At 25.1% G+C, this 17,181-nt stretch carries 11 protein-coding genes and 3 pseudogenes; 8 read left to right on the top strand and 6 right to left on the bottom strand.

Translation table 11 applies throughout. From position 1 onward, the window contains the following. Positions 1 to 66 precede the first annotated feature (66 nt). Positions 67 to 1,326: a serine hydroxymethyltransferase gene (glyA, locus tag U0T58_01330; protein ID XBC42533.1), complete on the top strand. Its 1,260-nt coding sequence runs from the start codon at positions 67 to 69 to the stop codon at positions 1,324 to 1,326. A 127-nt stretch (positions 1,327 to 1,453) separates the two neighbouring features. Here the strand turns inward: glyA and bioD are convergent, their stop codons facing one another. From bioD to bioB, 4 genes and pseudogenes are all read right to left on the bottom strand, one after another. Next, complete coding sequence (gene bioD, locus U0T58_01335; protein XBC42534.1) at positions 1,454 to 2,119, bottom strand: dethiobiotin synthase; 666 nt, start codon at positions 2,117 to 2,119, stop codon at positions 1,454 to 1,456. Beyond that, positions 2,116 to 2,868, bottom strand: coding sequence for a malonyl-ACP O-methyltransferase BioC (gene bioC, locus U0T58_01340; GenBank protein ID XBC42535.1), 753 nt, complete (start codon positions 2,866 to 2,868; stop codon positions 2,116 to 2,118). The genes bioD and bioC overlap by 4 nt, the downstream gene beginning before the upstream one ends. After that, positions 2,849 to 4,003, bottom strand: coding sequence for an 8-amino-7-oxononanoate synthase (locus U0T58_01345; GenBank protein ID XBC42536.1), 1,155 nt, complete (start codon positions 4,001 to 4,003; stop codon positions 2,849 to 2,851). Before U0T58_01345 ends, bioC begins: the two co-directional genes overlap by 20 nt. 109 nt (positions 4,004 to 4,112) lie before the next feature. Then, positions 4,113 to 5,039: pseudogene (bioB, locus tag U0T58_01350) on the bottom strand (biotin synthase BioB). Positions 5,040 to 5,115: 76 nt separating this feature from the next. On the opposite strand from bioB, the gene bioA reads away from it, so the two are divergent. Next, positions 5,116 to 6,408 carry an adenosylmethionine--8-amino-7-oxononanoate transaminase gene (gene bioA, locus U0T58_01355; protein ID XBC42059.1) on the top strand — a complete coding sequence of 431 codons (1,293 nt, stop codon included), beginning with the start codon at positions 5,116 to 5,118 and terminating at the stop codon, positions 6,406 to 6,408. A gap of 48 nt (positions 6,409 to 6,456) precedes the next feature. Here bioA and pgl read toward each other — a convergent pair whose 3' ends face one another. After that, complete coding sequence (gene pgl / locus U0T58_01360) at positions 6,457 to 7,455, bottom strand: 6-phosphogluconolactonase (protein ID XBC42060.1); 999 nt, start codon at positions 7,453 to 7,455, stop codon at positions 6,457 to 6,459. A 1,698-nt stretch (positions 7,456 to 9,153) separates the two neighbouring features. Between pgl and U0T58_01365 the strand changes: the two genes are divergently transcribed. From U0T58_01365 to gap, 4 genes and pseudogenes are all read left to right on the top strand, one after another. Further along, positions 9,154 to 10,356: an FtsX-like permease family protein gene (locus U0T58_01365; GenBank protein XBC42061.1), complete on the top strand. Its 1,203-nt coding sequence runs from the start codon at positions 9,154 to 9,156 to the stop codon at positions 10,354 to 10,356. Beyond that, a pseudogene (locus U0T58_01370) lies at positions 10,349 to 11,037 on the top strand (ATP-binding cassette domain-containing protein). The gene U0T58_01365 and the pseudogene U0T58_01370 overlap by 8 nt, the downstream one beginning before the upstream one ends. 15 nt (positions 11,038 to 11,052) lie before the next feature. After that, positions 11,053 to 12,291 carry an FtsX-like permease family protein gene (locus U0T58_01375; GenBank protein ID XBC42062.1) on the top strand — a complete coding sequence of 413 codons (1,239 nt, stop codon included), beginning with the start codon at positions 11,053 to 11,055 and terminating at the stop codon, positions 12,289 to 12,291. A gap of 419 nt (positions 12,292 to 12,710) precedes the next feature. Beyond that, positions 12,711 to 13,703 (top strand): type I glyceraldehyde-3-phosphate dehydrogenase, encoded by a 993-nt coding sequence (gene gap, locus U0T58_01380; protein XBC42063.1) that lies wholly within the window; start codon positions 12,711 to 12,713, stop codon positions 13,701 to 13,703. A gap of 144 nt (positions 13,704 to 13,847) precedes the next feature. Here the strand turns inward: gap and fldA are convergent, their stop codons facing one another. Beyond that, positions 13,848 to 14,366 (bottom strand): flavodoxin FldA, encoded by a 519-nt coding sequence (gene fldA / locus U0T58_01385; GenBank protein ID XBC42064.1) that lies wholly within the window; start codon positions 14,364 to 14,366, stop codon positions 13,848 to 13,850. A gap of 486 nt (positions 14,367 to 14,852) precedes the next feature. On the opposite strand from fldA, the gene phrB reads away from it, so the two are divergent. Together phrB and U0T58_01395 are read left to right on the top strand one after the other, a co-directional pair. Further along, on the top strand, positions 14,853 to 16,286 hold the full coding sequence (phrB, locus tag U0T58_01390) for a deoxyribodipyrimidine photo-lyase (GenBank protein ID XBC42546.1): 1,434 nt from the start codon (positions 14,853 to 14,855) through the stop codon (positions 16,284 to 16,286). An 8-nt stretch (positions 16,287 to 16,294) separates the two neighbouring features. Beyond that, positions 16,295 to 17,037 (top strand): annotated as a pseudogene (locus U0T58_01395) (Nif3-like dinuclear metal center hexameric protein). The last annotated feature ends 144 nt before the right edge of the window (positions 17,038 to 17,181 follow it).

The raw sequence follows: 17,181 nt of genomic DNA on the forward strand, positions 1-17,181 counted from the left end.
ATATATTTTTTAAAAAGTATGATATTAGTTTAAATATTAAAAACTATTAACTAAGGTGGAGGATTTATGTTTAACATTTTAAAAAGTATTAAAGAATATGATTCAGACTTATGGAAAATAATAAAAAAAGAAGAAATTCGTCAAGAAAATCATATTGAACTAATTGCTTCAGAAAATTATGCTAGTACATGTGTAATGGAAGCGCAGGGTTCTAAATTAACTAACAAGTATGCAGAAGGATATCCAGAAAAAAGATATTATGGAGGTTGTGATTATGTAGATATGATAGAAAAATTAGCAATTAAACGTGCAAAAATTTTGTTTGATGCAGATTACGCTAATGTACAGCCCCATTCTGGGTCGCAAGCTAATTTTGCCGTGTATAGTGCTTTATTAAATCCAGGTGATACCATACTAGGTATGGATCTTTCTCATGGAGGGCATTTAACACATGGATCTTCGGTAAATTTCTCAGGAAAGTTATATAAATCTATTTCTTACGGATTAGATAACTGTGGTAATATCAATTATTCTCAAATTGAAAAATTAGCTAATATTCATAAGCCAAAAATGATTATTGGAGGATTTTCTGCATATTCCGGAATATGTGATTGGAAGTTATTAAGAAAAATTGCAGATACAATTAACGCGTATTTTTTCGTAGACATGGCTCATATTGCAGGTTTAGTAGCTACAAATTTATATCCAAGTCCACTGAAATACGCACATGTTGTAACTGCAACTACACATAAAACTCTAGCTGGTCCTAGGGGAGGATTAATATTAGCAAAAGGAACTAACAATACGCTTTTTTATAACAAATTAAATTCTTCAGTGTTTCCTTGTTGTCAAGGAGGACCTCTAATGCATATCATTGCAGCTAAAGCGGTTGCATTAAAAGAAGCAATGGATCCTTCTTTTAAAAAATATCAAGAGCAAGTGATAAAAAATGCTAAGCTTATGGTAAATATCTTCTTAAAACGCAAATATACAGTTGTTTCAGGGAAAACATTTAATCATTTACTACTATTAGATTTATCAAATAAGAATTTAACTGGAAAGGAAGCAGAATCTGCATTAAACATAGCAAACATTATTGTAAACAAAAATAGTATACCTAATGACTCTATGAGCCCATTAGTTACTTCTGGTATAAGAATAGGAACACCAGCTATCACTCGTAGAGGTTTAAAAGAAGAAGATGTATATAAACTATCCAATTGGATCAGCGACATATTAGATGATATTAAAAATATTCATAATATTTTAAAAATAAAAAGAGAAATAGTAAATTTGTGTAAATTATTTCCTGTTTATAAATCTTAATAAGATAATATAACAATATTATGCCATCTTTATTGGATGGTATAATTTAATATATGTAAAAGTATAACTAGATGTTTATATTTCATTTTATCATGACGTAATTCATATGAGTTTATTTTTATATATATTAAGGTAAAGTAATAGTTATTTCTGAATTATAAAAGTTTTTTAAACAATGAAAATATTTTACATAACCTAAAAATTTGGATCGTAAATATTGCTTTAGTATAGCAATATGTTCGTCATCATATTTATTTTTAGGAAATGTATAGTTTGCGATCCAACCTGAAAATGATATACCTGCATCTAAAATAGCTTTTTGTGTTAAAATAGCATGATTAATACACCCCAATTTTATGCTCACTATTAAAATAGTATTTAATTTTTCTTTTATTACCCAATCTGCGAAAGTAACACTATCTGAAAGTGGTGTATACCATCCTCCTGCGCCTTCTATTAATATGTAATTGGATTTCTTTTTTAGATTGTGTAATCCTGAGGATAACATGTTAGTACAAATAGGTATAGAATGTTTTTTACTTGCAATATGAGGACTAATTGGCTCAGGAAAAAAAAATGGATTAACTTCTTGATAAGTTAATTTAACAGTACTGAAACGTTGTAACAAAATTGCATCATTATTTTTTTTGTGAAGATCATTAAATCCAGAGGCAACTGGTTTATAACCAGCAGTACGATATCCATAATTTTTCGCTAATATTAATAATAATACGCTACAAATTGTTTTTCCTACATTAGTATCAGTTCCAGTGACAAACCAACAATTGTTCATAAATATATTACTCCAAATACTAATTTATAACTTAATAAATATCCATTTCTATCATGAGGCCAAAATGTTTTTAATTGTTTTATTTTTTTTTGTGTAGTTATAACACGATTAGTTTTATTAACACAATTAGCACCTACTCTCTTAATAGACATGATTGCTTCTAATACATTTGAAAAAGATAATGTAATCCAAATACTATCTATATTACTATTTTTTTGTTTACATATAGATATAATTTCTTGCATAGATAAAAAATTGTTTACATGACAATAAGAATCTAGAGACGCCCACGCTTGTTTTAATTCAAATAATGACCCATCTGCCAAAGTAGAAAACATAACTATTCCCCCGGGTTTAGTTACTCTACATAATTCTGAAATACCTTTAGATAGTTTATCACACCATTGTAATGATAAATTACTCCAACATAAATCAAATACGTTATTATTAATAGGTAATGATTCTATATCAGCTTGTAAATAATAATTGGCTGTTTTTGATTGCATAGCATATAGGATCATATTTCTAGATAAATCTAATGCTGTTACTATATTACCTAAGTTTTTCCATTTTTTACTAAACCATCCAGTTCCACAACCTGCATCTAAAATGGAAATGTTAAATTGGGATTTAATTTTTGAAAGTAATATATTTCCAGAAATTTTTTGTAAAATTGAATTGTAATCATAACTTTTTGCAGCTCTATTAAATGTACGTTCTATTTTGTTTTTATTTATTATGAAGTTCATATAATTTTTCAATAAGATAAGCAATATCGTTTTGTGTGTGTACAGAACTAAGGGTAATACGTAATCTTGCTTGATGAATTGGAACAGTAGGTGGACGTATAGCGTTTATCCATAATCCTGATGACTTTAATCGAGAGGATAAGTCTATAGATTTTTTATTACTTCTTACAAGTATTGGTTGAATTGCTGAATGTAGTCCTGTTACTTCAAAAGGTAAAGATTTTGATTGATCCAGAAAATATTGAATATTGCTATTTAATTTATCTCGAAGATCATCTGCTTTCTGGATGCATTTTAGTGCTTTTTTTATAGTATAAACTTGTGCTGGAGGCATAGCTGTACTAAATATAGTATGTTTGGAAAACTGTAAAATATATTCTGCTATATCATGATTACAAAAAACAGCAGCACCATTTACTCCGAATGCTTTACTAAAAGTAATAGTGAGAATGTCTGGTTTAATCTTTTGTGTATTACAACTTCCTTTTCCTTCTAAACCTAAAATTCCAACTCCATGTGCATCATCTACTAATAATAAACTTCCTACTTTTTTAGAAAAATTTAATAAAGAAGATAAAGGAGCATGATCTCCATCCATACTAAAAATTCCTTCTGTAATTATTAATGTTTCTCCTTGTACTGTATGACAGTATTGACGTTCTAAACTGGAAATATTATTATGTTCAAATCTATAAAGTGTTCCTGGACTATTATGTGAAGACATTAACAATGAAGCGTGAGATAATTTATCAGCAAATATTCGATCTCCTTTTTTAATTAATGTCATAATTACTGATTCGTTAGCAGTAAATCCAGAAATAAATAATATAGCTCTATGGTATCCCATCCATTCTGCGAGTTCTTCTTCTAAAGATTGATGTATTATACTGTATCCAGTAGTAAAACTAGATCCTCCAGATCCAATTCCATAACGATCAGCGCCAATTTTCCAAGCTTTTATTATTCTAGCATCATTGCTTAATCCTAAATAATCATTACTAGAAAAATTTTTGTATTTAATATTATTTATTTCAATTATTCGATTATTATTTCTCTTTATTGCTATTCGAGTTCTAAATTGTAGTTTACTTAAACATGTATTCAAACCATAAGAAACTCTTTTTTTCCAAGTCATGTATTTATGTTCCTACATTATAATATTGTTTATTTATTTTGGTTTCTTTTTTATCTAAAACGTTTTTCATATGCTTGTAATTATCAAAATTTATATGATTATTTTTTGAATGTAATCCTAATTTTTTAAATAAATTTAAATCGCTATTTTTTTTAGGGTTAGGAGTAGTAAGTAATTTGCATCCATAAAAAATAGAGTTAGCACCAGCCATGAAACACATTGCTTGAGTTTGTTCGTTCATGTTTTCTCTACCAGCTGACAAACGTATGTAAGATGTAGGCATCATTATTCGTGTGACTGCAATAGTTCTTATAAAGTCAAACATATCTACATTCTCATTATGTTCCATAGGTGTTCCTTTAACCTTAACTAGCATATTTATAGGTATACTTTCTGGAACTTGAGATAAATTAGATAGTTGTATTAAAAACTCTATTCTATCTCTGATTTGTTCTCCTAATCCTATTATTCCTCCTGAACATACTTTTATTCCAGAACGTCTTACTGTTTCTAAAGTATTTAGTCGATCTTGATAATTTCGAGTTGTTACAATATTTTTATAAAAATTTTCTGAAGTATCTAAATTATGATTATAAAAGTCTAATCCTGCTTGTGCTAATTTTTCTGCTTGATTTTTATTTAAAGATCCTAATGTCATACACGTTTCCATTCCCATTTTTTTAATTTCTTTAATAATTTTTTCTAAGTATGGCATGTCTTTATCTTGTGGATTTTTCCACGCTGCCCCCATACAAAATCGTTCAGATCCTGCTTCTTTAGCTTGTTTGGCGGACTCTAGTACTTGTTCTATTTCTAATAATTTTTCTTTTTTTACATATGTTTTATATCTGGAGCTTTGAGGACAATACTTACAATTTTCTGGACATGCACCTGTTTTTATTGATAATAAAGTGCTAATTTGAATTTCGTTTGGATTAAAGTATTTTCTATGAATGGTTTGAGCAGAAAATAAAACATCAAAAAAAGGTAAGTCAAATAATGTTTTTACTTGTTTAAAATTCCATTGTTTTCTCATTTTTAATTCCAAAAATTGTTTATTTAGAAGAATAACAGTTTATAATTATATCTCGATTGTCTTAATAATATGCATTATGAATAAATTTGATTTAAAATTTGATCAACAGCACATTTGGCATCCTTATAGCTCAATAGTTGATCCGTTACCTTGTTATCTAGTTGCATCAGCTAAAGGAATTTTTTTAAACTTAGATAATGGTCAACAGTTAATTGATGGTATGTCTTCATGGTGGGCCGTCATTCATGGATATAATAATCCTAGATTAAATCGTGCTTTAAAGAAGCAAATTAACTGTATGTCACATGTCATGTTTGGTGGAATAACACATTATCCAGCTATTTTCTTGTGTAGAAAACTTATCGAAATCACACCAAAAAATTTAAATTATATTTTTCTTTCAGATTCAGGATCTGTTTCTATTGAAGTAGCAGTTAAAATGGCATTACAATATTGGAAATCATTAGGAAAAAATAAGGTTGTATTTTTAACTGTTAAAAATGGATATCACGGTGATACATTTTCTGCCATTTCAGTATGCGATCCCACTAATTCTTTTCATAATTTATATCGTAATTTTTTTCCGATCAATTTATTTTCTGATGCTCCTAAATGCTCATTTTACAGTAAATGGGATGAACAAGATATATGTTCATTTAATAATTTAATTGAGAAATATCAAGACGATATTGCAGCTGTAATTTTAGAACCTATTGTACAAGGCGTTGGTGGAATGAATTTTTATCATCCAATGTTTTTAAAAAAAGTAAGATTATTATGTAATAAATTTAACGTTCCATTGATTTTAGATGAGATTGCTACAGGATTTGGGAGAACTGGAAAACTTTTTGCGTTCGAACATGCTGATGTTGTTCCGGATATTCTTTGTATTGGAAAAGCTATGACAGGAGGTACTATAACTTTATCCGCAACATTAACTACAAAAGAAATTGCTCAAACTATAAGTAATAATAACAAGTCTGGATGTTTTATGCATGGACCTACATTTATGGCAAATCCCTTGGCATGTGCGGTAGCTAGCGAAAACATAGCGATGTTACAAGAAAATGAATGGAAAATACAAGTGGATAATATTGAAAAATGTTTTCGATCAAATTTATTGCCTTTATTAGATCATCCTGAAGTAAAAGATGTTAGAATTTTAGGTGCTATTGGAGTTATTGAATGTTTTCATGTTATAAACATTGCAAATATACAAAAATTTTTTGTAAGACATGGTGTGTGGATTAGACCATTTAGTAAGATAATTTATCTAATTCCATCTTATGTCATTGATGAACATTCTTTAAAAAAACTTATACACATTATTTCTATTGCATTGAATTACAAACATTTTTTTTTAAAATAAAATATATTTCTTACTATGTTTCAAAACATGTATTAGTATATTACATTCTTATGATATTTGACATGTGGATATCCATACGGGTCTATTTCCAGTTGGATATCTATATTTAAATGTTAAGTGTCCAGTTGTACATTCTAAACTATATATACTTATGCTATTCGATTTTTCTCCAGCGACAATTAAATTTTTTCCTTGTTTGTCAATATTAAATGCTCTTGGTTGCACTTCTGTTTGAATATATCCAATTATTTTTATATTATCGATGTTTGAATTATTTCTGAGTATTGCAATACTATTATTGCCTCTATTAGAAGCGTATAAATATTGTTCACAAGGAGATATGTGAAGATCTGAAGACCATGCAATGTGTGTCAGTTTACATGATATAATGTTAAGATGTTTTAAAAACGTGATTTTATTACATAATTCATCAATATGCCATATATTTATAGAGCCATTTAATTCATTGATGCTAAACAGACGGTTGGTATTTTTTTGAAAAATCATGTGTCTAGGTCCAGAGTTATTTTTTACTGGTATGAACTTGATATTACTTTTTAAAAGAATTCCTTCATTTGTAAAATTATATAAATAAATGCGATCTTCTTTAAGAGATGATACAAACAAATTTTTGTTATTATAATGCATTAATGACGCATGACATCCTTTTATTCCGTATATAGTTTGTATAGAAGATTGAACAATACCTAGAGAATTTATTGGAGAAACATTTACGCAGTTAAAATGATAAGAACTAGAAAACAAATATTTTTCAGTTTTATCTATTTCGAGATGATTAACACTACAGTTCATGTTAGCAAATCCGATTTTGGTCAAAGTACCATCTGTTTCAATACGATATGAACAAATGCAAAATTTTGGACGAATTCCTATGTACAAATATTTATTATTTTTTGCTATAGCTATAGGTTGTGGTTCACCATCAACTTTTAATATTTGAATTAATTGTAAAGACGAATCAGAATTTAACTCCCATACTTCAATTTGTTGACTATCTGCGCTAGAAACGTATATTATTTGTTTCATTTACATTATTTTCCTAGTTCAAAATTAAAATAATTAAATTTTTCTTAAGTGAGTTTTTTAAACTATAATTATATTATCTTATTTTAAGTTGTAATCATTTTTTAACCAATTAATATTGTATTTTAACATATGCAGTCATGTTAAACTAAAAAATTTAAATATGTATTGTAAAAAAATTTTAACAAAAATTTTAATATATTAAATTCATGGTTTTTTTAATGTAAAAAATACACGTTATATAATATAATTAAAATATTTTAAGCATTTGTTTGAGACGTTTTAATCTTAATAAATATTAATTAAGTTGATATTTTTGACAAGTTTTATTTAAATAGTATTTAAAAAATATGTGTGGTAAGTATATACGTTATGCACTTAAAATATTAATTAAATTTGACATACAATTTAAAAAATCGTTTAATCAATTTTAGATTTGAACATAGAACAATTGTACCAAATAGAATAATACTATCAATAAGACATTTTGAACGCTTTTAAATATAAATACTCTGTTTATTTGTTACAAATTTAGTAAAATAATTTATATAAAATGTTTTAAAAGATCTCATGAACTAACAGTATGTGTTTGTTTATACAGCGAAATGATTTCTAGTTATTAGATCAAAATACTTAAGAAAAACTAAAATTAAATAAATTTTATGGATCTAATGTACTTATATTATATTAGTATTTGTCATAATATAATTAAAGTATAAATATTGGTTGAAGCTGTTTTTGATCATTTTAGATTTTTACAACTTGCATTTTAGTATTTAAAATTAATTTTAACATGAAATGTTATACGTTTATTTTAAATTAATTTTAAATCATGACTGTAATATTACATATTTTGGTAATGCTCATAGCATGTTTTAATTTATAGTATATAAAATAAAATATAATGCTAAATTTAGAGAACAAAAATTTTTATATAGTTAATATTATTAAACTAATTTTCATTTTAATTATAATGTCATACTTTAAATTAGAATAGTTTTCTATGCTTTACGAACAAAATAAAATAAATAATTAATATCAGGTTGAACTTATTCATTTTATAATTTCAGTTTTATACTATGATACTTTCATGTTTAGTATCTTAAAAGCATATGCAATATATCTGTATTACTTTACCATTATTAAATTAACTTTAACAAGATCTTTGTATTTTATTTATCATAACTTTAAGCATTAATTTATTTTAAATAAATTAATTTTGATAATTTATAGATCAAAAACATTATTTTATAATTAAATTTCATATTAAAATAATTATATAACTTGTAATAAACATTAAATTGTTTTAAAAATAAATATTTTAAAATATATTCTCATTGTTTCATATATAATTTATATTATTTTCAATACAGTCGTTTTGATATTGTTTATAATATAATATTTTTCAAGACCGTTTATTATTTTTATAATATCTTTAAAAATTTCACTATTAATATTCTAACATTTTAAACATATAATTTGTTTTTTCTCTCATTTAATACTTTCATGAACAATTAAGATCAACATAACTTAAACAAAATAGTGTATAAATATCTTAATATATATCTTAATTAAGATAACAATTATTTTTACATTTTAATAACGGGAATGCAGTAAAAATTTTAACTACATTTTAAGTCTAAAACATTAATGATATAATTTTAAGTGTTGCTGTACAATTTTATTATAAGATGCATTTATATGAATTTATTTATTTCATTTTTTTTAGGATTTCGTTATTTTTTTAGTAAGTCTAACAATTTTTTTAATAAACTAACGAATGTATTATCTATTATTAGTATGTCGTTTGGTATATCTTCTGTAATTACTATAATTTCTGTTATGAATGGATTTGAAAATGAATTTAAGAATAATATTTTGAATTTTGTTCCTCATATTGTTATTAGTGGTATTAAAAACAGCATGAACAAGTATAATATTAAAAAGGATAATATTGTTTCAAAATATATAGCGCATGTGTCTGAAATTATTACTAGCGATGTAGTTGTTCAAAGTAGTTCTGAGATTTCTATGGGTTCAGTATTATCTATGCATGATAAACAATACACTATGTTTACACCGTATTTAACAAACAGCAATAGCGTAAATTGTTTAAAAAAAAATTACTATAATGCCATAATGGGAAAAGGATTAGCAAATAAATTAAATATTGATATTGGTGATACGTTTAGATTAATAACTCCAAATGTTAATCAATTCTCATTATTTGGAAATATTCCTAATAAACGTATGTTTAGATTAATTGATACTTTCGTAACTGATAATGAAATTGATAATTATCAAATATTAGTAAATCAAAAAGATCTATCTAATTTTTTACATTATCCTAAAAATCATATTACTGGGTTACGGTTATGGTTAAAAAATCCACTAGATGTTGAAAATTATTTAAAAGATTTTCATTTTTCTAATGTAGTAGTCGAAGACTGGAAGCACAGTGAGGGCGAAATATTACAAGCAATAAAGCTAGAAAAATATATGATGACATTATTATTTAGTTTGATTGTTATAGTATCCATTTTTAGTTTAGTTGTATCTATTAATTTATTTATTATGGATAAAGAGAGAGATATCGCTATATTACAAACGTTAGGATTGTCTAGATATAATATTATGCTAATTTTTATTTTTCAAGCATTATTTAGTGGAATAATAGGAATATTATTAGGTACATTATTAAGTTTTTTCATTGTAAATGAAACAATTGGAATTGTATCTATTATAAAGCTATTTTTTGTAGATTTTGTATTACCTTATTCTATTGTTCCTAGTCAAATTATGATAATTAATTTAGCATCTATAATATGTATTATATCGTTCATTATTTACCCTTCTTGGAAATCAGCTACGATACCTCCATCAAAAAGGTTAGCTTATGAATAATGTTTATTTATTGCAATGTAATTCCATATGTAAATCTTATATTCATGAAATGACAAAGCATTATATTTTAAAAAATGTTTCTCTAAATTTAAAAAAAGGTGACATGATGTCTATAATTGGTGCTTCTGGATCAGGAAAAAGTACTCTTTTACATATTATAGGAGGTCTTGATTCACCTGATTCAGGAGAAGTTTTTTTTTTGGGAATAATATGCATGATATTTCAAATAAGAAGCAATCTATGTTAAGAAGATATCATTTAGGTTTTATATATCAACTTCATCATTTATTACTAAATTTCAATGTTATTGAAAACGTTGCTTTACCTTTGTTAATTCAAAAAAAAAATAAAACAGAAGCATTTGAACAAGCATATAATATTTTAAAAGATGTAAGAATAGCAAAAAAATTTAAACATTTTCCATCTGAATTATCAGGAGGAGAACGACAAAGAGTAGCTATTGCAAGAGCATTAATTACTAAACCGAGTTTAGTTATAGCTGACGAACCCACTGGACATTTAGATAAAAAAAATTCTAATCATATTTTAAATTTATTACTACAATTTAATTGTATGTATGGGATTACCTTTTTAATAATAACTCACGATATTGCATTTTTCAAAAATATTCCATTAAAAATGAAATTAAAATCTGGAAAATTATATAAAATAGATCATTAAAAAGGAAATTATACAATGATTTATTTATCTTTATTAATATCTAAAAAGTTTAGTATTCAATTTAAAAAAAATAGTATCACACCTATGGTGACTATTATTTCCAAAATTGGTATATTTTTAGGAATATTTGTATTAATTGTAAGTTTTAGTGCATTAAATGGATTTCAATTTGAACTCAATAACAGAATTTTGTCAGTACTTCCACATGGAGAAATTTTATCTATAAATCAACCTTTCCATAATTGGATAAAAATTAAAAATTCGCTAAAAGTTTTTTCTGAAATTACATCTATAGTGCCATATGTGAGTACAACAGCATTAATTGATCATATAAATGGAATAAAGGGGATTCAATTAAGAGGATTAAATTTTAATAATGATTCTGAATCAAATAAATTATATAGATTTATCAACGTAAAAACGTTGAAAAAAATAAAAAATGGTAGTAATCAAATAATATTGGGGAACAATATAGCAAGATCTTTATCTATTAAAAAAGGAGATTGGATAAATATTGTTGTTCCTAATAAAAATTATTCTTCAGCACTATATCCTAAATACATTTCTATGAAAGTATTAGATTATTTTAAAGTAAACAGTAGTATGGACAATACATTAGCTGTAGTCCCTATAGCAGATTTGCAAAAATATCTTGGTATGGGATCTAATATTTCAGGACTAGAAATATCTATAAAACATCCATTTAATGGAATTAGAGTTTTTGAAAATGTTCAATCAAATTTATCAAACAATTTTATTATTAAAAATTGGATAATCGAATATAGTCACATTTATCATGATATTAAATTAATCAAAACTATAATTTATTTGACTATGATATTTATTATCATAATCTCATGTTTCAGTATAGCTTCAACTACTTTGTTAAGTATATCAAAACAAATTAATAGTATTGCAATATTTAAAACTTTAGGCATTAGCAATCATTTAATAAAAATTATATTATTGATTTATGGAATGAAATCTATATTAAATGTTGGACTATTATCTTTATTATTAAGTATAATATTATTATTAAATTTCAAATGTTTTATACATTATATAGAAACATGTTTCGATTTAAAAGTGTTATCTAGTACTGTTTATTTTATTGATTTTATTCCTATTTCTATTTCTTTTTTAGATGTTTTTTTAATATTTTGTATTCTTTTTTTAATAGGACTAGTAACTAGTTATTATCCTGCACATTATGCTAGTAAAATAGATCCTGCAAAAATTTTAAAAAAATATTAAATATTACATATTAAATGAAAATGTATTCAAACATAAAAACGTTGTTTAAAATATTATACCAACATTTTAAGTAAAAATTATTAAGGCAAACCATGCAGGTGACTAATAGAAGACTTAAAAGCACGCGTTATAAAAAACATAAAAGAAAAATTCACCAACGTTTTAGAAATAACATTTTTGAACGTGAAATTAAAAAAATATTTTTAGTACACAATACTTTTAAAAAAATGAAAACTTTTTTATGTAAAATACATTATGTTTAATTATTTTAAATAAATATTAACTTGCTTTAACAACAAAAATTGTTAAGTAAACTTATAATTTTAACTTATTAATTAACAACAACTAAAAAATTAAAATATTTAAAGTGATTTTATTTTTTAGATTTTGAATTTTAAAACACAAAATTGGTAATATAAATGACTATTAAAGTGGGTATTAATGGATTTGGGCGGATAGGAAGAATGGTGTTTAGATTAGCTGAATCACGCCCTAATATTGATATAATAGCTATAAATGATTTTATTGATACAAAATATATGGCATATATGTTGAAACATGATTCTACACATGGATATTTTAAAGGTACTATACAAGTTAAAGATAATGTTCTCATTGTGAATAATAAAAACATTTATGTAACTAATGAAAAAAATCCAGAACATTTATCATGGGGCGATCTGAATATTGATGTCATTGTAGAATCTACCGGAGTTTTTTTAACTGCTAATGATGCTTATAAACATATAAAATCTGGAGCTAAAAAAGTAGTAATAACTGGTCCATCTAAAGATGATACTCCAATGTTTGTAAGTGGTGCTAATTTTGATAAATATTTAGGGCAAAAAATAGTTTCAAATGCATCTTGTACTACTAATTGTTTAGCACCTATAGCAAAAGTTTTAAATGATGAATTTGGTATCATAGAAGGATTAATGACAACTGTTCATGCAACTACAGCCACTCAAAAAACTGTTGATGGATTATCGCATAGAGATTGGAGAGGTGGTAGAAGTGCTTTGCAAAATATTATTCCTTCAACGACAGGAGCAGCTCAAGCTGTTGGAAGAGTTTTACCTGAGCTAAATCATAAATTAACAGGAATTGCCTTTCGTGTTCCTACAGCTAATGTATCTGTAATAGATTTAACTATTCGTCAAAAAAAATCAGCTACTTATTTGGAAGTATGTCAAAGAATAAAAAGTGCTTCCGAACAAGACATGAAAAATATTATTGGTTATACTGAGGAGAAAGTTGTATCAACAGATTTTAATGGAAACGAATTAACTTCTATTTTTGATGCTACAGCTGGATTATGTTTAAATCAAAATTTTATGAAGTTAATAGCTTGGTATGATAATGAAACCGGGTATTCTAGTAAAGTTTTAGATTTAGTAGAACTAGTGTATTAATTTTTATTTAAACTACTTATAAATTTCATACTGACATTATACCATTTAATGTCATATGAAATCTACAATATGTTTTAAATGCTAAAATAATTTATAAAAGTAAAATTTAGTTAAGTATCAATTCCACAAAATATCATAATATATTTATATCATTTTTAGTTCTTTTTTTATTTGTTTGGTCCATAGGTCTACCCTGTCTTGACTTTTTTCTGGTTGTCGATCCTCATCTATGGTCAATCCCAAGAAATATTCTTTATTATATAAAGCTTTAGAATCATCAAAAACATAACTATTAGTAGGCCATTTTCCAATAAAATTAACATGTGATTTTGCTATATTATTAAATAATATTCCAATTCCGTCGCAAAAATATTCGGAGTAATCTTCTTGATCTCCACATCCGAATAGAGCAATAGTTTTATTACAAAAATTTATTTTTTTAAAAGTAGGTAAAAAGTTGTCCCAATCACATTGCAATTCTCCATAATACCATGTAGAAACTCCTAATATAATTGTATTGTATTGTTCTATGTCTTTTTTTTCAGAACTAGCAATATCATGAATAGTAGAATTATTTTTTCCAATATTTTTTTGAATATGTTTTGCTATTTTTTCTGTATTTCCTGTATCACTTCCAAAAAATATACCTATATTTGTTAGCATATAAGTTCTCTTTCAATATAATTAAAAATTTAACGTTGTTTAAAATAAATGTTGATTTTTACAAAATAATAAATATACCCAATTTAAAAAATTAACATACTCCAAAGAAATAAACAATTTAAATTAATTATATATTTTAAATATAATAAAAAACTATTATAATTATCAATAGAATTTCAAGGTTATCATATATAAACATAAATCATTTATTAAAAAATTTATTTAAAAAAACAATAAAAAATTTTTTAAACTTATGTATGAGAATTATACATAATAATATTATTTTCATACATATGATACACTAATAAATATATGCTAAATATTATATAATCATATACTATTTTGGTATACTGTTAATAATATACAATCTTAATAATTAATATAAAACATAAAATCAATATTTTATAATATATGTTAATGAAAAAATTTGTATGTTCTTAATATGAGATATACGTATAATATTTACTATAAAACTAAAATAATATGATAAAAACTAATCTCATATGGTTTCGAAATGATTTACGTATACGTGATAATTTCGCACTATATTCTGCTTGTAAAGACGAAACGTCAATTATATTAGCGCTATTTATTTTTACTCCAGAACAATGGAAATTTAAAAAAATATCTTCTAAAAAAATTTGTTTAATATATAAAAATGTTATTTCTTTAAGAAAAGAGCTAATAAAATTAAATATTGTTTTACACTGTTATACATCTACTACTTTTTTAAAATCAATTAACTATCTCATAAAATTTTGTAAATTAAATCAAGTTAATCATTTATATTATAATTACGAATATGATTTTATTAGTCAGAAAAGAGATAACATAGTAATAAAAAAACTACAAAACTGTTCTATTTTTTCAAGTGGATTTCATGGATCTACACTAATAAAACCTGGAAGTATTACAAATCAAAAAGGGGAAATGTACAAGAAATATAGTTGTTTTAAAAAAAAATGTATTATGTTATTACCTAAAGAACTGTTAAATCATGTTTTTATAGCGCCTAAAAAAAGAAAAATAACTACAAATAAATTACATTATCGTATTTTATCGCGTAGTTTTTCCCTTAAACGTTTTGATGAGAAATTATTTCCAATAGGAGAAAGAAAAGTACTTAAAATATTGAAGTACTTTCTTAAAAAAAAATTTGGTAATTATGATGTTAATCGAAACAACCTTACACTAAACAGTACTAGTATGCTTTCTGCTCATTTATCTATAGGTATTATATCACCTTCTCAATGCTTACATTTCTTATTTAAAAGTTATCCCAATGTATGTAAGTATTCAATTGAAAAATGTTCTTGGATCAATGAATTAATTTGGCGCGAATTTTTTAAACATTCATTGTTTTTTTTTCCATTTTTTAGTAAACAACAAGTACTATGTCATTGGGAGCATAACATAAGATGGAAAAATGATATGAAAACCTTAAATGCTTGGAAAAAAGGAAAGACAGGATTTCCTATCGTGGATGCTGGAATGAGACAGCTAAACAAACTTGGATGGATGCATAATCGTTTACGAATGATAACTTCCAGCTTCTTAGTAAAAAATTTATTAATCAATTGGAAACAAGGAGAAAAATATTTTATTTTACAACTTATTGATGGAGATCTAGCATTAAATAATGGCGGGTGGCAATGGATTGCTTCAATAGGAAGCGATAGTGTTCCATACTTTCGTATGTTTAATCCTATATTACAATCTAAGAAATTTGACAAACAAGGAAAATTCATAAAAAAGTATGTTCCTGAATTAAAAATAATTTCTGCATCTAAAATTCACGATCCTAATTTATGGAACAAAACAATAAGAGAACAAATTAATTACCCCAAACCAATAATAAATCTCGTTAATTCTAAAAAAGAAACATTAAGAATTTTTAAACTGGCAAAATATAAAATATGAATAAATTTATAGAAAACGTTACTCTAGAAGAAATGGTTAACAAAAAATTAAATTCTTTAAAATTTAACGATTGTATTCCAAATGGATTACAAATAGAAGGAACTAGACAAGTAAGCAAAATTATAACTGGTGTAACAGCATGTCAAACGTTGTTGGACGTTGCAGTAAAAAAAAAGCTCAAGCCATAATAGTACATCATGGATATTTCTGGAACAATAGTGAAAGAACTATTACAGGAATACTTAGAAAAAGAATAAAAACTATACTAGAAAACAACATTAACTTATACTGCTGGCATTTACCTCTGGACTGTCATTCTGAACTAGGAAATAATATTCAAATAGGAAAAATGTTAAATCTTACATTAAAAGGATATATATTACCATACGTTCCATGGGGATTATTTAATCAAAAAATCACTGAAAAAGAAATGGTTGAATTAATAACACAAAAATTTAATAGAACTCCTTTTCATTATAAGTATAATGCATCTAAAAATATTTATAAAGTAGCATGGTGTAGTGGGAAAGGACAGCATTTTATAAATTCTGTCTCTCAATTTGGAGTAGATGCATTCTTAACAGGTGAAGTATCAGAAGAAACCATTCATGTAGCTAAAGAAAAAAATTTTCATTTTTTTTCGATAGGGCATCATGCTAGTGAATGCGGGGGAATGATAGCATTAACTAATTGGTTAAAAAATATAAAAAACTTAGATGCTACTTTCATTAATGTTCATAACCCAATCTAATTTTACTTTTTAATTAAATACAACTTGTATTTAGTGATTATTTTATAAACATATTTACGTATGCAAAAGCACTAATTGTGACAATATAAAGTAATAAAAAAGTACTAAACATTAAATATCATCTTTACGATGTACTACCTACAA

The organism is Buchnera aphidicola (Meitanaphis elongallis), from assembly GCA_039830015.1.
Lineage (GTDB): Bacteria > Pseudomonadota > Gammaproteobacteria > Enterobacterales > Enterobacteriaceae > Buchnera_B > Buchnera_B aphidicola_AU.